The following is a 22,752-nucleotide window of genomic DNA, read 5'->3' on the forward strand; positions in this document are numbered from 1 at the left end:
GCGTCCGGCGCAAGCACATTGGAGCCGTTGCCCAGCACCGTGCAGGGTACCCCCTGCGCCCGTGCCTCGCAGATTACCGCGCGCAGCGCGTCCACCGACCGCGGCCGCAGGAAGATATCCACAGGGCCGCCGATGCGGAACGTGGTGTGCCGCGCCATGGGTTCGTCATACAAAATTTCTATTTCACCGGAAAAAGGCTGCAAAGCCTGTAAATATGCATGGTATTCCGCCATGAAAATGCCCTCCAACAGCAGGTACCTCCGTAAAAAGGTTCAGTATTAGTATAGCAAATTTTACGCCCCTTTAGAAGGGGGCAACAAAAAAAAGCCGCGGCAGTCCCCCTGCCGCGGCCCCTATTTTACATAAATTTTATCGGGACAGCCAAACGTCCTCGCTCTCGTGCTTTTTGGCGCGCGTCATGAGCTGCACAATGGCTTCCTTGGCGCTTGCGCCCTCATACAGGACTTTGTACATCCCCTCGGTGATCGGCATGGATACGCCGGCCTGCTGCGCGAGGTGGTAACCCGCCTCGGTCGCGTAGTAGCCCTCCACGACCGCGCCGACCTCCTTCATGGCCTGCTGCACGTCCATCCCCTTGCCGATCAGGATGCCGGCGCGCCGGTTGCGCGAATGCATCGAGCAGCAGGTGACGATCAGGTCGCCCACGCCGGACAGCCCGGCGAAGGTATCCTGCCGCGCGCCGAGCGCCACGCCGAGGCGTGCGATCTCGGTCAGGCCGCGCGTCATGAATGCGGCCTTGGAGTTGTCGCCCAGCCCCATGCCGTCCGCAATGCCCGCGCCGAGCGCAATGATGTTTTTGAACGCGCCGCCCAGTTCCGCGCCCACGATATCGGAGGACGTATACACACGGAACAGCGGGCTCATAAACATGTCCTGCACAAATTCCGCGGCCTCCTGGCTCTTGGAAGCGGCAAGGATGGCCGTCGGGATGCCGCGGGCAACCTCTTCGGCGTGCGTCGGCCCGGTCAGCGCAACGACGGCGTTCCGGCCGCCCAGCGCGCGCTCAATGGTTTCGGAAAAACGGCAGTAGCCATTTTTGGAATCCAGACCCTTGCCGACGTTGACCACGACGGTCTGCGGCGGCAAAATCTGCGCAAGCTGCGCCGCCGTGGACGCGACCGCGAAGCTCGGCACCGCGAGCACGACCATATCAGCCTTCGCGGCGCCGGACATATCGCAGGTGATCCGGATGCCTTCCGGCAGCTTGACGCCGGGCAGCAGCTTCTCGTTGCCGCGCTCCCGCTCGAGCAGGGCGCGTTCCTCTTCAAAAAACGTCCACATGGTGACCTGATGGCCGTTGCCGTGCAGCAGCATGGCGAGCGCCATGCCCCAGCCGCCGCTGCCGAGTACATACAAATTCATGGCTGTGCCTCCTATTTTTCGATCTTGGGCTGCTCCTTCTGGATCTGCGGTTTGCCGGTAAAGGAGAAGCGGTTTTCCTTGCCTGCCAGGATGCGCTTGATATTGGAGCGGTGCAGGAAAATCACCGCCGCCACCAGCCCGACCGCGATCGCGGTCATCAGCCAGTCATGATAGAAAAAATGCATGGTGAACGGCACGGTCAGCGCCGCGCAGATTGAGCCGAGCGAAATCCAGCGGGTGGCGGCCACGATGATCACGAACAGCACGATCGCAATCACGAAGATCCGCCAGTCGAACAGCGCGAGCAGCACCGCGCCGACCAGCACGCCCTTGCCGCCCCGGAACCCGAAATACACCGGGAACACATGGCCGACCACGACGAACACGCCCGCGATCAGCTTACCGAGCTGGCCGTCCAGCAGGCCGCCGACCGAGACCGCCGCCACGCCCTTCAGGATGTCGCCGAGCAGCACGTAGACGGTCTTCTTCGCGCCCATCGTGCGGTACGCGTTCGTCAGGCCGGCGTTGCCGCTGCCGTAGCTGCGGATGTCCTGGTGCAGCGTCAGGCGGCACACGATGATGGCGAAGCTCAGAGAACCCAGCAGGTAGGAGCTCGCCGCAATAATCAGGAAATTTACCAGTGTCATAATATAAGATCACTCCGTTCGGTCATTCTTTGTCGCCGCGCTGCCGCACAACCATGCGCACCGGCGTGCCGGTCAGGCCGAACACCTCGCGGATCTGATTTTCAAGATAGCGCTGATAGGAAAAATGGAACAGCCGCGCGTCGTTGCAGAAGCAGACGAACGTCGGCGGGCACACGCCGGCCTGCGTCATATAGTAGACCTTCAGGCGGCGGCCCTTGTCCGTGGGCGGCTGGACGCGCGCGGTGGCCTCGGCCAGGATGCTGTTGAGCTGCCCGGTCGGGATGCGCTTGTGGTTCTGCTCGTACACCTCGCAGATCGTATCGTAGATCTTGTCCACGCGCTGGCCGGTCAGGGCGGAGATGAACAGCACGGGCGCGTACGGCATATAGGCCAGCCCCTCGCGCACGCGGAGCGTATACTCCTTCATCGTCTTGCCGTCCTTTTCGACGAGGTCCCACTTGTTGACCACGATAATGCAGGCCTTGCCCGCGTTATGCGCCTCGCCCGCGACCTTGGTGTCCTGCTCGGTCACGCCCTCGGTCGCGTCGATCATGATGACGCACACGTCCGCGCGCTCGACCGCGAGCAGGGAGCGCATGACCGAAAACTTCTCGATCCGCTCCTCCACCTTGGACTTTTTGCGGATGCCGGCCGTGTCGACAAAGACAAAACGGCCGTGCGCGTTTTCCACTTCGGTATCGACGCTGTCGCGCGTCGTACCCGCCATGTCGGACACGATAACGCGCTCCTCGCCCACCACGCGGTTGACCAGGGAGGATTTGCCGACGTTCGGCTTGCCGATGATCGCCACGCGGATCGGCGGGTTTTCCTCCTCCTCCCCGTCCTCGGACGGGAAATGGCCGTAGGCGGCGTCGAGCAGGTCGCCCGTGCCATAGCCGTGCAGGGCGGAAATGCCCATCGGCTCGCCCAGCCCGAGGTTATAGAACTCGAAGATATCCGGCGGGGGCGCGCCCGGCGTATCGCATTTGTTGACCGCCAGGACGACCGGCTTGCCCGAGCGCTGCAGCATGGACGCGACGTCCTCGTCCGCCGCCGTCACGCCGGTGCGCAGGTCGGTGATGAAGATGATCACGTCCGCGTGATGGATCGCCGCCTCGGCCTGGTAGCGCATGAATTTCAGGATTTCATTGTCGTTCGTCGGCTCGATGCCGCCCGTGTCGATGACGGAAAAGGTGCGCCCGCGCCACTCCGCGTCCGCGTACAGCCGGTCGCGCGTGACGCCCGGCGTGTCCTCCACAATCGACAGGCGCTTGCCCACCAAACGGTTAAAAAGCTGGGACTTGCCGACGTTCGGCCGTCCTACAATGGCAACAATTGGTTTTGCCACTCCGTTCGCCTCCTTTCAAAGGGGTTACGATTCGAATATTTTTCTCAGCAGGTCTGCGCCGTCGATCTCGACCGGCACGAGCGGCACGCCGAGCGCCTCCCCAACCTGCCCCGGCGTCATATCGTCCAGGAACACGTCGCCGCCGTCGCGCAGCATATTGGCGGAGATGAGCACGCGCTCGCCGAGCGCCCGCCCCCGGAGCTGCCGCACAAGGTCCTGCCCGGTAATCAGCCCCGCGACCGACACGCCTTCCCCAAAGAAGTCGTTCCGGATGCTGATGACGCGGCTTGCCTCTAAATTATGGCACGATGGGGACGCTTCGTCAAGCAACTGCGCCAGGAAGGGCGCGGCCGCCGTACCCGTCGCAATGGTAAATGGCCGGGCGCCCCTGCCCTCATACCCCGGCAGCGCCGTGCGGAACTCGTCCATAAAGAGCGACATCATGCCGATGCCGTTTTCAAACTGGGTAAAATCCTCGTAGTAATCCACGTCCGGCAGCGGCCTGCCCGCCTTGATATAAAGCTCGTCGCCGCCCCAGGCCAGCCGCGTGCCGTATGCCTCCATGCAGTGTGCGGCGAAGGCTTCCACGATATCGATGATGTTGGCCGCGCCCCCGGCGGTGGTCGGCTGGAGCGGGTACAGGCCTTCGCGGTGCCGCGTCATGCCGAACGGCACGACGGAAATGCTGTTGACCGCAGGGTACAGCTTTTCCAGGTCGGAAAGCGAGCGCCGCAGTTCGTCCCCGTCGTTCATGCCCTCGCACACGACGAGCTGGCAGTTCATCGTAATGCCGCCCTCTGCAAAGCGGCCGAGGATCTTGAGCGCCTCGCCCGCCCGGCGGTTGCGCAGCATCTTGACGCGCAGCTCCGGGTTTGTCGTCTGCACCGAGACGTTGACCGGGGAAATGTGCATCTTTAGGATGCGCTGCACGTCGGCCTCGGACAGGTTCGTCAGGGAAATATAGTTGCCCATCAGGAAGGACAGGCGCGCGTCGTCGTCCTTGACATAGAGCGTCTCGCGCATGCCCTTCGGGAGCTGGTCGATAAAGCAGAACACGCAGCCGTTCGAGCAGCGCTTCATCTTATCCATCAAATAGGTCTCGAACACCAGCCCGATGTCCTCGCCCTCGCGCTTTTTGACCGGCACTTCGCGTTCCGTGCCGTCCTCCGCGGCCAGGCGCAGGGCCAGGTGCGCGTCGTAACCGTAAAACTTATAATCCAGCACGTCGCGGACTGGCGTGCCGTCGATCGCGAGCAGGGTTTCCCCCGGCCTTACGCCCGCGCGCGCCGCCGGGCTCCCCGCGTCTATCCCAACAATTTTCGGCGCCATGCGCCCGCCTCCCTTCCGGCTTTTTCGACAAAGTCAAAAAAAATAGAGAAAGCTTCCCGCCTTCCCTACTTTTTTCGAATTTTCACTTACGCTTCCTGGGTCTTGACGACTTCGCGGCCATTGTAATAGCCACAAGCCTTGCACATTCTGTGGGAGAGCTTCATCTCGCCGCACTTCGGGCACTTGGCCATGCCGGGCAGGGAAAGCTTCCAGTGGGAGTTACGTCGCTTATCACGTCTCGCTTTGGACGTTTTTCTCTTAGGTACTGCCATTCGGTAACACCTCCTACTCTATCTCATTCTTTTACCTAACGAATTAGTTGTCCTGCTTTTTATCGAGCAGGGTTTTCAGTACCGCAAGACGGTCGTCGATCTGCTGATCGCCGCAATCGCACGTTGTCACGTTGCGGTCGGCGCCGCAATGCGGACACAGCCCCTTACAGTCCTCTTTGCAAAGGTAAGCCATATCGATCTCAAAGTAAAGCGCCGGGATCAGGACATCCTCCGGGTCTACTTCATCGCCCTCAATCACAAAAACGTCCTCGGCCTCTTCCTCGCCGTCCTGCTCCTGAACCAACACCATCTGGACGTCGGCGCAAAGCGGGATTTCAAGGGGCTTCAGGCAGCGGGCGCACGCAGTGGCATAGGCCGTCGAGACCTCGCCCGTCAGCCGCAGCACGCCGAGATGGCTCGTGACCTCCCCCCGGTAGCTTACAGGGTACCGGAACGGGTGCGCGCCGTAAAGCTCTTCTGCGCCCAAATCAGCCGTGCCTTCGAACGGGATCCGCTCTACCGCACCGCTAAGCAGTTTTTTCAGATTGATTTTCATGATTACCTCACATGGTACATCTGATAGTATACTATAAGTAACAGAATGTTGTCAACAAATTTCTTGGGGAAATCGTGTATTTTCTTTTGCCTTTCCCTGCTTTATACTAGATAGATGAAAGTATACACGAAAAACCGGGAGGATGCAAGCCTTGAAAGAATTTCACATTGCTAAAAACGACAGCGGACAGCGCCTGAACAAATTCCTGGAAAAGGCCGTCCCCCGCCTGCCCGGCGGCATGATGCACAAATACTGCCGCCTCAAGCGCATCAAGCTGAACGGCAAGCGCGCCGAGCCATCCTGCTGCCTGCAGGAAGGGGACGTCCTGCAGCTCTACATCAACGACGAGTTTTTCAGCGTCCCCGACGGGGCGCAGGCCTTCCGCACCATTGCGCAGCCGCGCGTTTCCGTCCTGTACGAGGACGAAAACATCCTGCTCGCGGACAAGGCGCCCGGCATGGTCGTCCACACTGACGACCGCGGCGATACCGATACGCTGATCGCCCACATCCAGGCGCACCTGTACCAGTCCGGCGCGTGGGACCCGGACGACGAGCTGTCCTTCGTGCCCGCGCTGTGCAACCGCATCGACCGCGGCACCGGCGGCATCGTCATCGCCGCGAAAACCGCGGAGGCGCTACGGGTACTGAACGGCAAAATCAAAAACCGGGAACTCAGCAAAAAGTACCTGTGCATCGTGCACGGCCACCCCTCGCCCGCTTCCGGCCGCATGGATGGCTTTTTGCGCAAGGACGAAAAGCTCGGCCTCGTCACGGTGCACAAGACGCGCGTCCCCGGCGCAAAAACCGCGGTCACGCTGTACCGCACCCTGGCCGTGCGGGACGGGCTGGCGCTCGTCGAGTGCGAGCTGATCACCGGGCGCACGCACCAGATCCGCGCGCACATGGCCGCAGCCGGCCACCCGTTGCTCGGGGACGGCAAATACGGCCTGAACGAGCTGAACCGCAAGTTCGGGGAAAAGTCGCAGGCGCTCTATTCCTACAAGCTCCGGTTTGACTTCACCACGGACAGCGGCGGGCTTGCCTACTTAAACGGGCGCGCCTTCACCGTGCGTGCCGTCCCGTTTGTACAAAAGTATTTCCCGGGTTACCGTATCCCCTGAGCAGGAAAGGGCTTCCACAGGTTGTGGAAGCCCTTTTGCATTACTTCGCCGAGGGGAAGAACGACCGCAGACTGCCCGCGACCGCGCTGATCGGCATGGTTTGCAGGATCAGCTTGCCCGGCCCCTTGACGACCGTATTGAACACGCCCTCCCCGCCGAACAGCATGTTTTTGACGCCCGGCACCGTGACGATATCCATCGTACAGCTCTCGCTCATCGCGGCGAGGTAGCCGGTGTCGACAACCATGGATTCCCCGGCGGCAAGGTCGTACTCGACCGCGTGCCCGTCGATCTCCACAAAGGCCGTGCCCTGGCCGGAAAGCTTCTGCATGATGAAGCCCTCGCCGCCAAAGAACCCGGAGCCCAGCTTTTTCTGAAAGAATACCGACAGCGTCACCGTCGTTTCCGAAGCCAGGAAAGCGGATTTCTGCACGATCATGCCGTTGCCCGGCGCGATATCAAACGCGCGGATCGAGCCCGGGAAGCTGGACGCGAACGCGATCAAACCCGGCGCGCCCTGCGCCGTGTAACGGTTCTGGAACATCGCCTCGCCCGCGAACATACGGCCGAGCGCCTTGCCGATGCCGCCGTTCGAAGTCGTTTCCATCTTCATGTTCGGGCTCATCCAACTCATCGAGCCGCGCTCGGTGATCATGGCCTCCCCGGCGTCCATCGTACAGATTACAACCGGCAGCGTGCCGCCTTCAATCGAATATTTCATAGCCTGTCTCCTATCCTTTAGCTGTCATATGGGGGCTTGCCCCGCTACCTTGAGGGTACTTCGGCGGGGCGCGGTTGTCAAGCGTTATGCGGTAATTTTTGTATACACCTTGCCCGGCTGGAGCGTCACACCCTTGATTTCGGCAAGCTCGCTGACCGTGACGAACGCATAGCCCCGTGCCTGCAACTCGTCGATGGCGGCGAGCACGCCGTCGAGCGTGGGCTGGTGCAGGTCGTGCATCAGCACGATATCGCCGTCCCGCGCGTTGTTTACAATCGCCTTTTTGATCCGCGCCGCATCGCGGTATTTCCAGTCGAGCGTGTCCACGCTCCAATTGATGACCGGCATGCCGAGCGCCTTCATCTGCGCGCGCACCGTGTCGCTCACCGCGCCGCCGACCGGGCGCATGACGGTCGGCGCCGCGCCGGTATACGAGCGGATGAGATCGTTATTGGACGCCACCTGCTGCCGGATGCTGTCCGCACCCAAACGGGCGAATTTGAGCGGATGGTCCATTGTGTGGTTGCCCAGCTCGTGCCCCTCTGCAAGGTAACGCTCCATGTGCGTATGGAAATCCTTGACGCGGTAGCCGCACATGAAAAAGGTCGCGTGCGCGCCGCGCGCCTTCAGGCCGTCGAGCAGGCGCACGGTCAGCCCGGTCTTGCCGCCGGTCGGGCCGTCGTCGAAGGTCAGTGCGATATATCCCTTGGCATCCGGTTCTTTCGTTGGGAGGCCGCCGCACAGGGCGGAAATATAGGCCGTCTGGTCGGCATACCCATACAGCACCGGGCGCGTCAGCGCGATCTGCCCCTGCGCCGGGAAGCAGAGCGCATAGCCCGCCGCCGCGGCAAAGGCCTGCGGCGTGACATACACGGCCTGCCCTTCCTGCCGGATGCGGTACGCGCCATCGGCCTTGCCGTTTACTGTGCCGTCCGCGAGCGCCGCGGGTTCCATGTGGTTGACGCCGCGCAGCGTATAAACGCCGTCCGTCCCGCTGTCCACCCCGCCGCCAAGCGCTTCCGCGCAGGCGCGCAGCGGCAGCCAATAGTAGCCGTCCGCCGCCTTGGCGGCAATGAGTTTCCCATCCGCGCCCAAAAGCTGCACGCGGCTGGCATTCGCTACCGCATAGTCCGAACCCGCGCGCAGCAGCAGGCCGCCAGACAGCAACTCCTCCCGCGAAGGGCCGAGCGCCTGCTTTGCCGCCGCGACCGCCGCGTCGTNTGTATTGACTCGCCTCTTTCTACGTCGTTGCCCTTAGTATACATCTTCCCGCGCGGTACAACCCTCTTTTTTACCGGATTGAAACCGGAATTTGCTGCAAAAAACGCATGCGCCGCCCATCGGCTGCTTAAAATAACAATCATATGCCTTCTATTCCCGTAGACAGGCCCATTCCCCCGTCAATCCTTATCCGTCCGCCGGCGCCTCGCCCGCGATCAGGCGCTCCAGGCGGCGGCGCGCGCATGCCAGGATATCATAACAGTCCGCATCGCTACCGAGCGCCGCCGCGACCGCGTCCGCCAGGATATCGTCCACGAGGCCGGGGTCGACGAGCCGCCCAAAGGTGTCGTATACCGCCTCCCGCACGCCGCCGTTTGCATAGACACGGTCGACAAAGCCCAGCCACTTGTGCTGGCGGCGCAAGCCGGCATCCTGGTACACCGCAAGCGTCGGGATTCCGCCGCACATGCGCATATTGGCGACCGCGGCGCGGTCGGTCAGCATCCATTTGAGGTAATTGCAGCAGGCCTCCGGCTGCGCCGTGGCGCGGTGCACGCCAAGCGACCAGCCGCCCAGGATCGACCGGTAAAGCGGCACCGGCGCGACTTCGATAAAATTTTCAAACGTGTCGCCGTGGTACTTGTCCGGGATAAAGTGCGAGGTAAAGGAATGCACCATCGGCACCTCGCCGCGCAGCAGCAGCTCAATTACCTCGTCGTCGATCCCGCCCGCCCGCTGCGGGCAGGCGGAAGCGGCGGTCTGCCGCAGGTTTTGCAGGGCGCGCACGCTGCCGTCCTGGTCAAGCGCCACCTTGCCCCATTTGTCCACAATATGCCCATGGAACGCCCATTGCCGCGGCAAAAACTCGTTGACGCGTGCATTTGGCCGCGAGAGCGTCATCGCCGTGCCATAGTCGAACGGCGACAGCGGGTTATTCCCACGCGTAAAAAACTCGCTGATGAGCCGGAATTCCGTCCAGTTGCGCGGCACAGCGAGTGGGAACCCGTATTGCGCCGCAAATTGCGCGCGCATTTCCGGGTCGGAAAAGCAATCGCGCCGGTAGTAGATTGCCTGGATACCGGATACCACTGGCACGATATCCCGCCGCTCCAGGTTGCGGAAAAACGTTTTTTGAATGGATTCCGGGTATTTCTTCGTCAGTTCCGCCGCCAGCGCGCGCCCCGTTTCATACAGCAGGCCGCGGTTGACGAAATGCGGCAGCCACGGCAAGTCGAGCATAAGCAGGTCGTATTCGCTGTGCGCGGCGAGCGCCTCCCGCTCGGCCGCCTCCTTGAGCGTGTTGTAATCCACGCGGTCAAACACGGCGCCGACGCCGGCCTGTTCGCGGGCGCAGGCCGAAAGGCGCTCGAGCGCGTCGGTCGATTCGCAGTCAAGCGCTAGCACCCGCAGCGACCTGCGCCCGGGCAGGACGGGGATTGCCTCCTGCGCCCAGTCCGCCCGCGCGCGGATGCGGACGGTCTGCTTATCCATAGGGCATTTGCTTTCCGCCGCGCGCAGCAGCAGCGCCGCCGCTTCCTCCCCCGCGCGCGCCGCCTGCCGGGCGATCGGGAGGATGGAACGGTAGGCTGGCTGCAGGTTCCAGCCGTCGCCCGCGAGCGCATGGATTTCCATGGAAAGCCCGCGCAGGCCGAGCAGCTCGTAAAGCGCCAGCGCCAGCGGCATGTCCGACACGACCGCGGCGCGGTACTGCTCGCCGTCCTCTTCCAGGGCGGAAAAAAGCTGCTTGAAGGCCTCATTCCGCACCCGGCTGACCGTGAGCACCCGCCCCGCGCCGGCGGCGGAGCAGAACCCCTCCTGCGCCTCCTGCTCCGCGGTGTTCTGCACGCTGCTGCGGATAAACAGCAACGATGACGCGGGCAGCCGTGCGGCCAGGCTGCGCGTGCGCGCATAGACCAGCGTCTTATTGTCAAACAGCACCTGATGGCTATCCAGCCCTGGCAGGCGGCTTTCCACCAGCACCAACGGCAGGCCGCCTTCCGCATAAGCCCGGTAATGCCGCAGGCTGCGCGCCCCGCTAGGCACGGCGGCCAGCCCCATCACCCCGATGTCCGCCAGGCTGCGCAGCATTTCGGCCTCGATCCGCACGTCCCCCTGCGAAAGCTTGAGCACGGCGTAGCAGCCGCTTTCATCGAGCGCCTGCAAAATCCCCTGGTATATCTCCCCGTAGGGCGGATCCAGGCTGGGCAGGAGCACGCCGGCAAGCCGCGTTTTATGTGATTTTAGGTTGCGTGCGAGGTAACTGGGGTGGTATTGCAGCGCTTGCATCGCGCGGCGCACCCGCCCATAGGTTTCCCCCTTCATGGAGGCTTTCCCGTTTAAAATATTGGAAACCGTGGCCACCGATACGCCTGCCAGCTTCGCGACATCCCGGATCGTCGCCATGCCAATCCCCCCTTTTCCATTTTAGCATACGCGCCCCGGCGGCAGGGCGCAAGCAAAATGCAAAACCAATTTTTGAACCGGTCTAATTCTCAAAAAAAGGACTCCCCGGCGCGCAGGATGCATCCTGTACGCCGGGGCGTCCTACGGCTGGGCAGAGGCGCGGCGGGTCAGTCCTCGTCGTCGTCAAAGTCCGGGTCGTAATCCTTGAATAGCGCCGGTTCCGGGCTGGAAAACGGGGGCGGCACCTCCTGGCCGAAAAAGTTCAGCCATTTGCCGCATTCCTCGCACTGCCACGCGCCCCGGTCGTCGCCGCTTGAAACATAAATCTCGTTCCCGCAGCCGCACTCGATAATAAACACTGCTTCACACTTCCTGTCCCGCTAAAATTACGCCGCCTGCAGCTCCTGCAGGCGCATCAGCATGGCGGCGGCTTCCGCGCGGGTGGTGACGCCCTGCGGGTCAAGCCGCCCCGCTTCCTTCCCGGTAAGCAGGCCGCTGCCCACCAGATCCGTTACGGCCGCCTGCGCCCAGGCGGATACTTTCCCGCTGTCGCTGAACGCCCCGAGCGTACCGCCTGCGGCGCCCTGGTAGCCGCAGGCGCGGCGGCAATTATAGACCATGGCCGCGAACTCCTCCCGGGTCACGCGTTCCTCCGGGGCGAAAATGCCGTTGCCGACGCCCTGCGCGACATCGTTTTCCGCCGCCCAGATGACGGCAGGCGCGTAATATGCGTCCGCCGGGGTGTCGGTATAAGGCGGCCGCGCGCCGTACACCGCAGGGCTGCCCTGCATCCGGTACAGCACGGTTACGGCCATGCCGCGCGTAATGGGCGCGTCCGGGCTGAACGCCGTGGCCGACGTGCCGGAAAACAGCCCCTTGCGGACGGCCTCGTTTACAATATCCTCCGCCCAGTGCCCTTCCATATCGGCAAACTTCGGGGCGGCCGCCGGTTTTTCTTCCGGTTGCGGTTCCGCACCCCCGTCGATCGAGGGCTGTTCCAGGACGACTTTCTGCGAAGCGCCCTCCAGCACGCCGTCCGCCCAGCGGGCTTCGCCGGCAGAGAAGGTGTACACGTTGCGCCCGGCGGTGCGTACGACCGCGCCGCCCTCCGTCACCGTCATGCCGGGGATGGAGAGCGAAGCGCCCAGCATGGCCGCCTTGCTGCCCACGGCGGTCACCGAACCGCCGATTACCTTGAGCGCCGCATCCGCCTGGACCGCGACCGTGTCGGACGCGGCGGCCAGCATGCCGCCGCGGATCGAGATTTCGCCGCCGTTGCCCTCCTCGTCCGACAGCGCCTGGATCGCGACGTCGGCGGTCTGCAAGTCGAAAATGCCCTCGGATATCTGGATATCGCCGCCGGTGACGGAAATCGCGCTGCCGTTCGTCACGATGGACAAGCTCGCGTCCGCGGATTCATTTTCCGCCGTGCGGGTCAGGAACGTCAGGCTGCCGCCCTTCAGCGCAATCGCGGGGCTTTTGCCGCTGTGCAGCTTGTTGCGCCCAATGAACTGGATGGTGACGTCCTCGTCCTCCGGCAGCAAAATACAGCCGCTTTTGCCCGCGCTGTCGATATCCACGCCGTGCAGCGTCAGCAGCTTATTGTCATGGTTCCATGTCCAGCCCTGGGACGCCATACGGTCGTCGTTTTTATCCGCCCGCCGCAAATCAATGCTCTCAATTTGCGTATGGCGCACCGAATCCGCCGCCGCGGCCGAAAGCGGCAGCAGCGTGCAGGCCATAGCCGCCGCGATGAGCGCGGCAAGCCCTTTCCATGTTTTCCTCATGCCTGATCCTCCTAGATGATATGCCCGTGCGGCCCTTTGCCGCGCAAAGCCCTTTTGCACATAGCATACCACAATGCGCGTGTTTTTACCACCGTTTTGTTTGTGCGACATAGGCCGCGCCCGCCGTGCATATAGATGTACAAACCGGAAAAGGGGGACTTTGCATGACTTTAACCGTGGTTGCGGTTTTATTTTTTGCCCTGGGGCTTTACCTGACCATGCGCGGTGGGGACGCGTTTGTCGAAGCGGCGACCTTTATCGCCGAGGTGACCGGCATCCCCAAGATCATCATCGGCGCGACGATCGTCAGCGTGGCCACCACCGCGCCCGAGCTTTTCGTCAGCGTGCTCGCCACGCTGCACGGCGCGAACGACATGGCCGCCGGCAACGCGATCGGGTCGGTGTGCTGCAACATCGGCCTGATCCTCGGCATCTCGCTGCTGTTCCTGCCCGGGCGGCTGCCCGTGCGCGAAATCCGCGTCAAGGGCGCGCTGCTGTTCCTGTCCGCCATCCTGCTCGGGGTCTTCTGCGTGGACAACGCCCTAGAGCCGGCGGAAGGGCTTGTGCTGTTCGCCGTGCTCGGGATTTTCCTCTTCCTCAACCTGCGCGGCGCCAGCGCGGGCAAGCTCCCGCCGCACCACCGGCTGCACGCGGAAACGCCGGCAAAATTCCGCCACGGCGCAAAATTCGTACTCGGCGCGGCGGCGGTCGTGCTTGGCGCGCACCTGATGGTCGATAACGGCGCGCTGCTGGCGCGCCTATTCGGCGTACCCGAGGGGATCATCGGACTGACGCTGGTCGCCCTGGGCACCTCCCTGCCCGAGCTTGTCACCACGCTGACCGCGATCCGGCGCGGCGAGGCCGCGATGTCGGTCGGCAACATCCTGGGCGCGAACATCATCGACCTGACGCTTGTGCTGTCCGCCAGCGCCCTCGCCTCCCGCGGCACGCTCGAAGTGACCGCCGCCGTGGCGGCGCGCGATGTGCCGGTCGCGCTGATCCTGACGGGTATCGCGCTGCTCCCGGCCATGCGGGACGGGCGTTTCCGCCGGCTCCAGGGCGTCGCGCTGCTCGCGGTCTATATCGGCTATATCGCCAGTTTGATGTTGTGAACCGCCGGATTTATGGTATACTTAGAGGGAAGTGAGACATAAAGGAGTATCGTATACCATGGCTGATGAACTTCGCCGCGTCCCCAAAAGCGAACTTGACAACCGCCTTGCGGCCTTCCGCCGCGGCATGGACGCGCTCGACCCCGGTTGGTCGATGGCGCTGGTGAACCACAAGATCAATATGTACTACCTGACCGGCACCATGCAGGACGGCGTCCTCGTGATCCGGCCGGACAGCGCCATCCTCTGGGTGCGCCGCAGCTACGAGCGCGGCCGCAACGAGTCCCTGTTCGACGATATCCGCCCGATGCGCAGCTTCCGCACGCTCGGCGAGCATTACGGCGACGTGCCGGAAACCATTTATGTGGAAACCAAGACCGCGACGCTGGAATGGATCGGCCTTGTGCGCAAGTACCTGCCCTTCCAGGAATTTAAAAGCGTAAACCGGGTGCTAGAGGATATCCGTTCCATCAAAAGCCTGTATGAAATCGGCTGTATGCGCCTTGCGGGGCGCAACCACGCGGAGGCGCTCGAGGTCGTCGCGCCCTCCCTGCTGCGCGAGGGCGTCAGCGAGGCCGAGCTGGCCGCCGAGATCTTTGAAGCGCTGCTGCGCATGGGCAGCCACGGCATTTCGCGCTTCAACCAGCCCCTCGGCGAGGACGTGATCGGCTTCGCCTCCTTCGGCAAGGCCGCGCTCGTGACCACCGCGTTCGACGGCCCCGGCGGCACGGACGGCACCTGCATCGCCGTGCAGACCATCGGCTCCGCCGAGCGCAAGCTGTCGCGCGGCCGCCTGGTCTATCTCGACATCCCGAGCGGCATCGAGGGCTACCACACGGACAAGTCCACGGTCTTTTATTTCGGCCGCCTGGACGAAGACCCGGACGGGCAGCTTATCCGCGAGGCATACGCCTATTGCCAGGCGCTCGAAAGCGAGATCGCCTCGCGCCTCGTCCCCGGCGCGGTGCTGGAGGACGTCTACGCCGAGGTGATGGACAAGTTCGACGTGCGCTATATCGAGGGCTTTATGAACGGCGGCCGGTTCCTCGGCCACTCGATCGGCCTGACGATGGACGAAACGCCGGTCATTGCGCGCGGCTTCAAAACAGCCGTACAGGCGGATATGACGTTCGCGATCGAGCCGAAAATCGCGCTGCCCGGCATCGGCACGGTCGGCACGGAAAACACCTACCTCATCACGGCGGACGGCGCGGTATCCCTGAGCGGCACGCCGCAGCCCCTGCGCGAAATCTATTGACCCATACAAAATGCCCGCGGCGGGATGCCGCGGGCATTTTGTATGGCGCGATATAAAGGGTGCCGCTTTGGCCGGCACAGCCGCCGTTATACGGCGATATTGAGCTTGGACAGGTACTTCTGCTCATAGAAGTGCATCTGTTCCTCAAAGAGCGGCGTGCTCTTGATCTCGTGCTTGGAATAGCCGTGCGTATCAAACTTGGATGCGCCTTCACAGAGCTGGATGGTGTAGATCGCGATATTCGAGCAGTGGTCGCCAATCTTCTCCAGGTCGTGGATGATGTCCAGGAAGGGGACGCCGATCGTAAAGGTGCAGGTGCCCTCGTTGAGGCGCTGGATATGGCGGCTCTTGAGCTGGTCCTTGAGGATATCGACGATTTCCTCGATCGGCTCGACGCTGCGCGCGATAGAAGCCGACCGCGTGCTGTAAGCCTCGACCGTCATATCGATCAGCTCGCCGACCGCGTCGCACATGACGCGGAGCTCGTCGGTCGCGGCGGGCGAAAAGCGGTTGCCCGCCTCAATGAACTCGGTAATGGACTCCATGATATTCTGCGCGTAATCGCCCATCTTTTCAAAGTCGCTGAGCGAATGCAGCATTTCGGTATGCAGCTGCTGGCCGTCCTTGGACGGCAGGTTAGCCTGCATATTGAGCAGGTATTTGCCGATTTCCACTTCCGCCCGGTCGAGGAATGCCTCGTTTTCCTTAAAGGTCTCCTGATCCGGCTCCGCACCGCTGAAGATCGGGCCGGTGGCCAGCAGGAAGTTGGCCTTGGCCGCGGTGCCCATCTCGGAAATGCACTTCTGGCACTGGTCGAGCGCGATGGACGGGGTCGCAAGGAAACGGGGTTCCAGCTTGGACAGCGGGTCGGGCTTTTCCTCCCCGGCGGGGATGGTGCGCTCCGCCAGCTTGACCAGCAGGTTCGCGAAGGGCAGGAACATCAGGGTGGCGACCACGTTAAACAGCGTATGGAAGTTTGCGATGCCGCCCTTGTCGATCGCGGTCTCCCAGAAGGAGAAGTGCAGCGCGGCATTCAGCCCGTAGATCCCGACCAGGAAAATCACGGAACCGATGAGGTTAAAATAAAAATGCACCATCGCCGTACGGCGCGCGTTCTTGTTGCCGCCCAGCGAGGACAGGAACGCGGTGATACAGGTGCCTATATTCTGGCCGAGGATGATCGGGATTGCGGCGGCGTAAGTGATCACGCCCGTGGTGGACAGCGCCTGCAGGATGCCGACGGAAGCGGACGACGACTGGATGATCGCCGTGACGATCGCGCCAACCAGCACGCCGAACACGGGGTTCGAGATCGCCGCGAAAATCTGCGAAAACTGCGGCAGTTCCGCAAGCGGCGCGACCGCGGCCTCCATGGTGGACATACCGATAAACAGGATGCCGAAACCAATCAGGATATCGGCCTTGTCCTTCGTCTTTTTCTTTTTCGCCAGCATAATGATAATAATACCGGCGAGCACGGCGACATATGCGAGGTTCTTCGGCTTAAGCAGCTGCATAAACAGGCTGTCCCCCAGCCCCCCGGTCGAATCCAGCCGCAGGATCTGCGCCGTGATGGTGGTGCCGATGTTTGCGCCCAGGATGACGCCGACGCTCTGCTTCAGCGTCATAATGCCGGCGTTTACAAAGCCGACCACCATAACCGTGGTGGCGGATGAGGATTGGATGACCGCGGTGACCGCCGCGCCCATGATGAGCGCCTTGAAAATGTTGCCCGTCATCCTCTCCAGTGTCTTTTCCAGCTTTGCGCCCGCCGCGCGCTCCAGGCCGCTGCCCATGGTCGTCATACCATAGATAAACAGCGCCAGGCCGCCGATCAGGCGCAGAATTGACAGCAAGTCGAATTCCATTCTGACCCTCCCGTTAAGCCCGTCTTTTTGGCTTAACTAAAATTTTACAATTTTTTCACATTATCAAATTAAGTATACCGTGTGAAAAAGCGCACTGTCAACCTGTATTACAAAAATTACGGAATCCTTTTCAGTTTTGTCCAGACGATAACCTTTTACAATTGGGAGATGAATTTTTTGAAAAACCCTGTTATACTGTTATCATGCGGCAATACCGCGGGGGAATTGTCGCCGCAGCGCATCCTATCCGCCTATTACGGCGCGGCTTTCACCGCGGCGGGCACGCTGGCCGCGGCTTTTACCGGCGGTGCGCCGGAGGCGGCCGCGGGACGTTTCGACGGCCTTGTGCTCACAGGGGGCGGCGACCTTGCCCCCTCCTATTATGGGCAATCCCCTGAAACCGATACCCTTGCCATAGTCCCGGCGCGCGACCAGGAGGAGCTCGCCCTGCTCGCGGCCTTTGCCGCGCGGGGCAAGCCCGTGCTCGGCATCTGCCGGGGCGTCCAGGTGCTGAACGTATTCTTCGGCGGCACGCTGGTGCAGCATATGGAAGGGCACGGGGGCGGCGTGCGCCATACCGTGCAGGCCCTGCCGGGCAGCCGCCTGCGCGCATGGTGCGGCGCGGCCTTTGAAACGAACAGCTACCATCACCAGGCCGTCGATGTACCCGGGCGTGGCCTGCGCGTCACGGCGCGCAGCACGGACGGCACGGCCGAGGGGCTGGAACACCGCTCCCTGCCGGTTTTTGGCGTGCAGTGGCATCCGGAGCGCCAGACCGCGGCGACCTGCATGGACACGCCGGACGGCCAGGAAGCCCTGTTCGCAGGCTTTGCGGCGCTGTGCGGATGAAAAGACAAAGATAAGGGATGTAATCATTTATGGCACAAAATTATCGGATTATCAACCTGGAGGACGACCTCCCGACGGTCGAACAGGCCATGCGGCGGCTGGTCTGGGAGGTGCGCACCGCGCGCAAACAGGGCATACGCCTGCTCAAAGTGATCCATGGCTTCGGCTCGTCCGGCCGCGGCGGCAAAATCCGCCCGGCGGCGCGCCGAGAGCTGGAAACCCTGCAAAAGAGCGGCCACGTCCGCTTTTACATCCCGGGCGAACGGCTTTCGATCTTTGACGCGGACACCCGCCGCGCGCTCGACCTCGTCCCCGCCCTGCGCGGGGATTCCGACCTCGATCGCCACAACAACGGCGTCACCCTGGTCGTCCTCTGAACGGCAAAACAAAGGAAGTGTATCAATTATGGTAACCATCGACGAGGCGCATGACCTGCTGGACGAGGTCGCGCAGGAACTGCCCGAGGAATTTTGGGAAGGCCTGAACGGCGGCGTATCCCTGCTGCCGCAGTCCAAGCGCAGCCCAGAAGCCCGGGCGGACGACCTCTACGTGCTGGGGGAATACCGCATCGACCCGGCGCTGGGGCGCTATATCAACATTTATTACGGCTCGTTCCAGCGCCTGTTCGGCGATATCCCGCCGCAGCGGCTCAAGAAAAAGCTGCGCAAGACGCTGTTCCACGAATTTACGCACCATGTGGAATCTCTTGCAGGCGAGCGCGGCCTGGAGATCAAGGACGCGGAGCAGATGGCGCGCTACCTGCGTTCCCACGGCGAAGGATGAACAAAAAAGCCCCGCGGCTGCATAAGCAGCCGCGGGGCTTTCCCATGGATACGCCGTTTACTGCTTTTCCGCCCGGTAGATGCGGTATGCCGTCGGCGACATGCCGACATATTTGCGGAACAGCTTGTCCAGGTGCCCCGGCCCGTCGAAGCCGGTGGCCTCCGCGATCCGTGTCACATTCTCCCGCGTGTTCATAAGCAGGGACTGCGCCTCGCCGATGCGCCGCCGCAGGATATACTGCCGCACAGAATAACCGGTTTCCCGCTTGAACACATGCGCCAGGTGATACGGGCTGACGCGGAACCGCGCGCCGAGCGCCTCCAGCGTGAGCGCCTCTGCGTAATGCTCCGCGATATACTCCTTGACGCGCGTGCAAAGCGGCGCGCCCGCAGTATCCTGTGCCGCCGCCCCTTCCCCGGCCATCTGTCCCGCCAGCAGCACGGCTGCGAGCATGAGCTGCTGGCAAAGCTGCGCGTCCAGGGCGGTGTCTGCGGCGGCATGGTGGTTGATCATGTAAAGCAGCGCGCACAGCTCGTCGAACTGTGCAGGACGGTGGAAAACCGGGGAGGCGCCCGGCGGGAGCAAGCAGTTTTCCCGCAAATCCCCGTGCCGGATATTGGTCACGCCGATGCACAGCGTTTCGTAAGGCATGTCATGGTAAATCAGTTCGTCGTGCACCTGCCCGCTGTTGCAAATCACCACGTCCCCCTCGGAAATCGCGAAGCGCCGCCCGTCCAGGCAATACATCCCGTGCCCCTGGCAAATAAGCAGGATTTCCACAATGCCGCTGTGGCTGTGCATCATGTGGGAGTGCTCCTCCGTCGTGCGGTGGTCGATATGTACGAGGTGCGGCTGCCCGGGCGGCAACCCCGCGCGCCCCTCCTCTGTAAACACAATATACTGCTGCTGCATACCGCGCGCCCCTCCCGGGCAAGCCAAACGGCAAACGGGAGCCGTTTGCCGCTTTTTTACTGTTACTTAAACTTTTTCGCTACCAGGATCAGGATCGGGACCGCAATCGCCGCCCCGATGAGCCAGCAGGCCGCCATCATCAGTGCCATCGCGTCAGTTCAGGAAGTCCTTGAGCTTCTTCGAGCGGCTCGGGTGGCGCAGCTTGCGCAGCGCCTTGGCTTCGATCTGGCGGATACGCTCGCGCGTGACGTTGAATTCCTTGCCAACCTCCTCGAGCGTGCGGGTGCGGCCGTCCTCGATGCCGAAGCGCAGGCGCAGGACCTTTTCCTCGCGCGGCGTCAGCGTCTTGAGCACCTCGACCAACTGCTCCTTGAGCAGCATGAAGGATGCGGCTTCGGCCGGTTCCGGCGCATCGTCGTCCGGGATGAAGTCGCCGAGGTGGGAATCCTCCTCCTCGCCGATGGGGGTCTCGAGGGAGACCGGCTCCTGCGCGATCTTGAGGATGTCGCGCACGCGGTCGACCGGCATGTTCATCTCCGTGGCGATCTCCTCCGGCGTCGGGTCGTGGCCAAGCTCCTGCAGGAGCTGGCGGGAGACGCGGATGACCTTGTTGATCGTTTCGACCATGTGCACGGGGATACGGATCGTGCGCGCCTGGTCGGCGATCGCGCGGGTGATCGCCTGGCGGATCCACCACGTCGCATACGTCGAGAACTTGAAGCCCTTGGTGGAGTCGAACTTCTCGACCGCCTTGATCAGGCCGAGGTTGCCCTCCTGGATCAGGTCGAGGAACAGCATGCCGCGGCCGACATAGCGCTTCGCGATGGATACGACCAGGCGGAGGTTGGCCTCCGCAAGGCGCTTTTTCGCCCGCTCGCCCGCGGAAATCGCGCGCGTCAGCGTGCGGCGCTCCTCGTCCGTCAGCGCGCTGCTCTTTTCCTTGAGCGTCTTGACCGCGTCGTTGCCCGCGAGCATCTGCTCCGCGAGCTTGACCTCCTCCTCCGGGCTGAGCAGGTCGACCTTGCCGATCTCCTTCAGGTACATGCGCACCGGGTCGTCGATCGCGAAGTTTTCCGCCATCGCGGACGGGTCTGCAAGCTCTTCCTCGGGCACTTCCTCGATCTTTTCGGCCTCGAACTCCTCGTCCTCGTCCACCAGGTCAAGCGCGGCCAGCTCCGCGCCCTCGATCTCGATGCCCATGCTTTCGAGCGTCTCATACAGCTTATCCAGCTGGTCGGATTCCAGGTTGACGTCTGCCAGCGCATCCGCCATCTCTTTGAGCGTCAGCTTACCCTTTTTCTTGCCCATTTCGAGCAAATCACGGACGGCCTGCTTCTGCGCATCCATATCCGGCGCGCCCTGGGGGGCCTGTGCACTCTGTGTCATACTCTATTTCCTCCATAGCTCTTTTTTTCTCTTTGTTTCCGGCTCATTGCGAGCAGCGGGTCTTCGCCGTCCAGGGCGCCGTCCGCCTGCCGCAGCGCGCGCTGCGTTTCAATGATGTTTATGTAATCGTCGAGCGCCTTCTCGCGCTTCCCGACGGCGACCGGGGTGGCCAGGATGCCCGAAAGCAGATCCATTTCGCTTTGCTCCAGCCAGCCCTCGCACGCGGGCACCGTTATCAGGATGCCCTTCCCGTGCAGCTCGCGCGCGTAGCCGTAGATTTTCTCCAGCACGGGCGCGGAAAAGTGCCCGGGCGGCAGCCGCTCCCACAGGTAATCCATGGTTTCCGGGCTTTCAAACACCAGCCGCAGGACGCCTTCCTCCGCGCGCGCGGACTTGACGTCCGTATATTGCAGCGTGCGGTCCTTGGGCTGCACGGCGGCCACCGGCGCGCGGATTTCGCGCCGCTCGGCGGTCTTCTGCTTCTTGCGCCGGATGGCGAGCGCGCGGCGCACCTCGACCTGCATGGCCTCCATGCTGATGCGCGCCATCTGCGCCGCGCGGCCGGTATAGACCTCGCGCTCGACCGCGCCGTCGATCCTGGCAAGCTCCCGCGCCGCGTCCTGCAAAAAGCCGACGCGCTGCTCGTCCTCGTCCAGGTCGTACTTGGCGGCGATGCTGTCCAGCCGGTAGGCGATATGGTTCTCCGATTGCTCGATCAGGCGCCGGTAAGCGTCCGGCCCCTTGTCCTTGATGAACTCGTCCGGGTCCTTCGCCCCCGGGATGCGCAGCACCTTGACCGAAAGGTCGGCCTTTTTCAGGATGTCGATGGCGCGCTGCGCCGCCGCCTGCCCCGCGCCGTCCGCGTCGTAGGAGATGACGATCTCCTTCGTGTGCCGCGCGATCAGGCGCGCCTGCTCCTCGGTCAGCGAGGTGCCGAGCGAGGCCACCGCCGAGTCGAACCCGGCCTGGTGCAGCGCGATCACGTCCATATAGCCCTCCGCGAGGATAAAGTACTCCGCCTTGGTCTTTTTCGCGATGTTGAGGGCAAAAAGGTTCCGGCTTTTGTGGAACACCATCGTTTCCGGGGAGTTGAGGTACTTCGGCTTGGAGTCGTCCATGACGCGCCCGCCGAAGGCGATCACCTGCCCGCGCGTATCGATGATCGGGAACATCACGCGGTTGCGGAAACGGTCGTAAACGTGCCCTTTTTCGCTCTTGGACGCAAGCCCGGCGTCCAGCAGCTCGTCCTTCGTGTAGCCCTTGGCCTGCATCGCGTCCAGCAGCGCGGAAAAGCTGTCCGGCGCAAACCCGAGGCCGAAGCGGTTCATCGTCTTGCGCGTCAGCCCGCGCCTGGCGAAATACTGCTGCACGCGCACATGCTCCGGCGCCCAAAGCTCGTCGTAAAAAAACCGCGCCGCATCCCGGCACAGGCACAGCACCCGCTCCCGCCGGTGCGCCGCGCGCGGGTCCGCCCGGTCCTCTGGCACCTGCATGCCCGCCTGGTTGGCCAGGAAGCGCACCGCGTCCGGGAACTCCAGCCCCTCTGCGCGCATAATGAAATTGATCACGCCGCCGCCCGCGCCGCAGCCGAAGCAGTGGTAAATCTGCTTGTCGGGCGCGACCGAAAAGGAGGCCGACTTCTCGTTGTGGAAGGGGCACAGGCCAAAGTAGTTCGCGCCGCTCTTTTTGAGCTGCACATACCGCGAAACCACGTCCAGGATATCGCACCGGGCGGTCAGTTCGTCGAGGAAACCGCGGTCAAACGCCATACTTTAGTCCTCCTTCCTCGTGATA

21 protein-coding genes and 1 pseudogene are annotated in these 22,752 nt (G+C 62.7%); 6 read left to right on the forward strand and 16 right to left on the reverse strand.

The window, feature by feature from the left end:
* The 7 genes and pseudogenes from CZ203_RS04290 to CZ203_RS04320 form a co-directional block, all read right to left on the reverse strand.
* A pseudogene (locus tag CZ203_RS04290) lies at nt 1–233 on the reverse strand (UDP-N-acetylmuramate dehydrogenase); the annotation flags it as partial.
* A 136-nt stretch (nt 234–369) separates the two neighbouring features.
* Nucleotides 370–1,383: an NAD(P)H-dependent glycerol-3-phosphate dehydrogenase gene (locus tag CZ203_RS04295; protein WP_087064940.1), complete on the reverse strand. Its 1,014-nt coding sequence runs from the start codon at nt 1,381–1,383 to the stop codon at nt 370–372.
* An 11-nt stretch (nt 1,384–1,394) separates the two neighbouring features.
* Nucleotides 1,395–2,030 carry a glycerol-3-phosphate 1-O-acyltransferase PlsY gene (plsY, locus tag CZ203_RS04300; RefSeq protein WP_087064941.1) on the reverse strand — a complete coding sequence of 212 codons (636 nt, stop codon included), beginning with the start codon at nt 2,028–2,030 and terminating at the stop codon, nt 1,395–1,397.
* A 22-nt stretch (nt 2,031–2,052) separates the two neighbouring features.
* Nucleotides 2,053–3,378, reverse strand: a complete 1,326-nt coding sequence (gene der, locus CZ203_RS04305) for a ribosome biogenesis GTPase Der (RefSeq protein ID WP_087064942.1) — start codon at nt 3,376–3,378, stop codon at nt 2,053–2,055.
* A 24-nt stretch (nt 3,379–3,402) separates the two neighbouring features.
* Nucleotides 3,403–4,707 carry a DUF512 domain-containing protein gene (locus CZ203_RS04310; protein ID WP_087064943.1) on the reverse strand — a complete coding sequence of 435 codons (1,305 nt, stop codon included), beginning with the start codon at nt 4,705–4,707 and terminating at the stop codon, nt 3,403–3,405.
* A gap of 86 nt (nt 4,708–4,793) precedes the next feature.
* The gene (gene rpmF, locus CZ203_RS04315) at nt 4,794–4,979 is read right to left on the reverse strand and encodes a 50S ribosomal protein L32 (RefSeq protein WP_087064944.1); all 186 of its coding nucleotides are present in this window, start codon (nt 4,977–4,979) and stop codon (nt 4,794–4,796) included.
* Nucleotides 4,980–5,022: 43 nt separating this feature from the next.
* A complete protein-coding gene (locus CZ203_RS04320) occupies nt 5,023–5,535 on the reverse strand; it encodes a YceD family protein (RefSeq protein ID WP_087064945.1) in 513 nt (170 codons plus the stop codon).
* 151 nt (nt 5,536–5,686) lie between these two features.
* On the opposite strand from CZ203_RS04320, the gene CZ203_RS04325 reads away from it, so the two are divergent.
* The gene (locus CZ203_RS04325; protein WP_087064946.1) at nt 5,687–6,658 is read left to right on the forward strand and encodes an RluA family pseudouridine synthase; all 972 of its coding nucleotides are present in this window, start codon (nt 5,687–5,689) and stop codon (nt 6,656–6,658) included.
* Between the two features lie 40 nt (nt 6,659–6,698).
* On the opposite strand, the gene CZ203_RS04330 is transcribed toward CZ203_RS04325, so the two are convergent.
* The 5 genes from CZ203_RS04330 to CZ203_RS04350 all read right to left on the reverse strand — a co-directional run bounded on the left by CZ203_RS04330 (nt 6,699) and on the right by CZ203_RS04350 (nt 12,790).
* Entirely contained in the window at nt 6,699–7,379 is a 681-nt protein-coding gene (locus tag CZ203_RS04330; RefSeq protein WP_087064947.1) for a TIGR00266 family protein, read from the reverse strand.
* Between the two features lie 84 nt (nt 7,380–7,463).
* On the reverse strand, nt 7,464–8,546 hold the full coding sequence (locus CZ203_RS04335; protein WP_087064948.1) for a polysaccharide deacetylase family protein: 1,083 nt from the start codon (nt 8,544–8,546) through the stop codon (nt 7,464–7,466).
* A 240-nt stretch (nt 8,547–8,786) separates the two neighbouring features.
* Nucleotides 8,787–11,003: an extracellular solute-binding protein gene (locus CZ203_RS04340; protein WP_087064949.1), complete on the reverse strand. Its 2,217-nt coding sequence runs from the start codon at nt 11,001–11,003 to the stop codon at nt 8,787–8,789.
* 167 nt (nt 11,004–11,170) lie between these two features.
* A complete protein-coding gene (locus CZ203_RS04345) occupies nt 11,171–11,362 on the reverse strand; it encodes a hypothetical protein (protein ID WP_087064950.1) in 192 nt (63 codons plus the stop codon).
* A gap of 27 nt (nt 11,363–11,389) precedes the next feature.
* The gene (locus CZ203_RS04350; protein WP_143436125.1) at nt 11,390–12,790 is read right to left on the reverse strand and encodes an S-layer homology domain-containing protein; all 1,401 of its coding nucleotides are present in this window, start codon (nt 12,788–12,790) and stop codon (nt 11,390–11,392) included.
* 164 nt (nt 12,791–12,954) lie between these two features.
* Between CZ203_RS04350 and CZ203_RS04355 the strand changes: the two genes are divergently transcribed.
* Entirely contained in the window at nt 12,955–13,902 is a 948-nt protein-coding gene (locus CZ203_RS04355; RefSeq protein ID WP_087064952.1) for a calcium/sodium antiporter, read from the forward strand.
* Between the two features lie 58 nt (nt 13,903–13,960).
* Nucleotides 13,961–15,160 carry a M24 family metallopeptidase gene (locus CZ203_RS04360; protein WP_087064953.1) on the forward strand — a complete coding sequence of 400 codons (1,200 nt, stop codon included), beginning with the start codon at nt 13,961–13,963 and terminating at the stop codon, nt 15,158–15,160.
* 86 nt (nt 15,161–15,246) lie between these two features.
* Here CZ203_RS04360 and CZ203_RS04365 read toward each other — a convergent pair whose 3' ends face one another.
* Complete coding sequence (locus tag CZ203_RS04365) at nt 15,247–17,028, reverse strand: Na/Pi cotransporter family protein (RefSeq protein WP_087064954.1); 1,782 nt, start codon at nt 17,026–17,028, stop codon at nt 15,247–15,249.
* Between the two features lie 177 nt (nt 17,029–17,205).
* On the opposite strand from CZ203_RS04365, the gene CZ203_RS04370 reads away from it, so the two are divergent.
* From CZ203_RS04370 to CZ203_RS04380, 3 genes are read left to right on the forward strand one after another with little or no spacing between them, the layout of a single operon-like run.
* Complete coding sequence (locus tag CZ203_RS04370; RefSeq protein WP_159456358.1) at nt 17,206–17,877, forward strand: gamma-glutamyl-gamma-aminobutyrate hydrolase family protein; 672 nt, start codon at nt 17,206–17,208, stop codon at nt 17,875–17,877.
* Nucleotides 17,878–17,906: 29 nt separating this feature from the next.
* Entirely contained in the window at nt 17,907–18,254 is a 348-nt protein-coding gene (locus CZ203_RS04375; protein ID WP_087064956.1) for a Smr/MutS family protein, read from the forward strand.
* 28 nt (nt 18,255–18,282) lie between these two features.
* Nucleotides 18,283–18,660 carry a metallopeptidase family protein gene (locus CZ203_RS04380; RefSeq protein ID WP_227107235.1) on the forward strand — a complete coding sequence of 126 codons (378 nt, stop codon included), beginning with the start codon at nt 18,283–18,285 and terminating at the stop codon, nt 18,658–18,660.
* A 57-nt stretch (nt 18,661–18,717) separates the two neighbouring features.
* Here CZ203_RS04380 and CZ203_RS04385 read toward each other — a convergent pair whose 3' ends face one another.
* The 3 genes from CZ203_RS04385 to dnaG all read right to left on the reverse strand — a co-directional run bounded on the left by CZ203_RS04385 (nt 18,718) and on the right by dnaG (nt 22,727).
* The gene (locus CZ203_RS04385) at nt 18,718–19,572 is read right to left on the reverse strand and encodes a helix-turn-helix domain-containing protein (RefSeq protein WP_087064957.1); all 855 of its coding nucleotides are present in this window, start codon (nt 19,570–19,572) and stop codon (nt 18,718–18,720) included.
* 153 nt (nt 19,573–19,725) lie between these two features.
* A complete protein-coding gene (gene rpoD / locus CZ203_RS04390; protein WP_087064958.1) occupies nt 19,726–20,958 on the reverse strand; it encodes an RNA polymerase sigma factor RpoD in 1,233 nt (410 codons plus the stop codon).
* Nucleotides 20,955–22,727, reverse strand: a complete 1,773-nt coding sequence (dnaG, locus tag CZ203_RS04395; protein WP_087064959.1) for a DNA primase — start codon at nt 22,725–22,727, stop codon at nt 20,955–20,957. Before dnaG ends, rpoD begins: the two co-directional genes overlap by 4 nt.
* Nucleotides 22,728–22,752: the final 25 nt, after the last annotated feature.

It is taken from the genome of Intestinibacillus massiliensis (assembly GCF_900155735.1).
GTDB lineage: Bacteria > Bacillota > Clostridia > Oscillospirales > Butyricicoccaceae > Intestinibacillus > Intestinibacillus massiliensis.

Coding starts and splice junctions, on each gene's coding strand:
- dnaG (WP_087064959.1), bottom strand. CDS start 22,727: ATGGCGTTTGACCGCGGTTTCCTCGACGAACTGACCGCCCGGTGCGAT.
- CZ203_RS04350 (WP_143436125.1), bottom strand. CDS start 12,790: ATGAGGAAAACATGGAAAGGGCTTGCCGCGCTCATCGCGGCGGCTATG.
- CZ203_RS04365 (WP_087064954.1), bottom strand. CDS start 17,028: ATGGAATTCGACTTGCTGTCAATTCTGCGCCTGATCGGCGGCCTGGCG.
- plsY (WP_087064941.1), bottom strand. CDS start 2,030: ATGACACTGGTAAATTTCCTGATTATTGCGGCGAGCTCCTACCTGCTG.
- CZ203_RS04310 (WP_087064943.1), bottom strand. CDS start 4,707: ATGGCGCCGAAAATTGTTGGGATAGACGCGGGGAGCCCGGCGGCGCGC.
- CZ203_RS04385 (WP_087064957.1), bottom strand. CDS start 19,572: ATGCAGCAGCAGTATATTGTGTTTACAGAGGAGGGGCGCGCGGGGTTG.
- CZ203_RS04360 (WP_087064953.1), top strand. CDS start 13,961: ATGGCTGATGAACTTCGCCGCGTCCCCAAAAGCGAACTTGACAACCGC.
- rpmF (WP_087064944.1), bottom strand. CDS start 4,979: ATGGCAGTACCTAAGAGAAAAACGTCCAAAGCGAGACGTGATAAGCGA.
- rpoD (WP_087064958.1), bottom strand. CDS start 20,958: ATGACACAGAGTGCACAGGCCCCCCAGGGCGCGCCGGATATGGATGCG.
- CZ203_RS04295 (WP_087064940.1), bottom strand. CDS start 1,383: ATGAATTTGTATGTACTCGGCAGCGGCGGCTGGGGCATGGCGCTCGCC.
- CZ203_RS04330 (WP_087064947.1), bottom strand. CDS start 7,379: ATGAAATATTCGATTGAAGGCGGCACGCTGCCGGTTGTAATCTGTACG.
- CZ203_RS04320 (WP_087064945.1), bottom strand. CDS start 5,535: ATGAAAATCAATCTGAAAAAACTGCTTAGCGGTGCGGTAGAGCGGATC.
- CZ203_RS04355 (WP_087064952.1), top strand. CDS start 12,955: ATGACTTTAACCGTGGTTGCGGTTTTATTTTTTGCCCTGGGGCTTTAC.
- CZ203_RS04380 (WP_227107235.1), top strand. CDS start 18,283: ATGGTAACCATCGACGAGGCGCATGACCTGCTGGACGAGGTCGCGCAG.
- CZ203_RS04375 (WP_087064956.1), top strand. CDS start 17,907: ATGGCACAAAATTATCGGATTATCAACCTGGAGGACGACCTCCCGACG.
- CZ203_RS04340 (WP_087064949.1), bottom strand. CDS start 11,003: ATGGCGACGATCCGGGATGTCGCGAAGCTGGCAGGCGTATCGGTGGCC.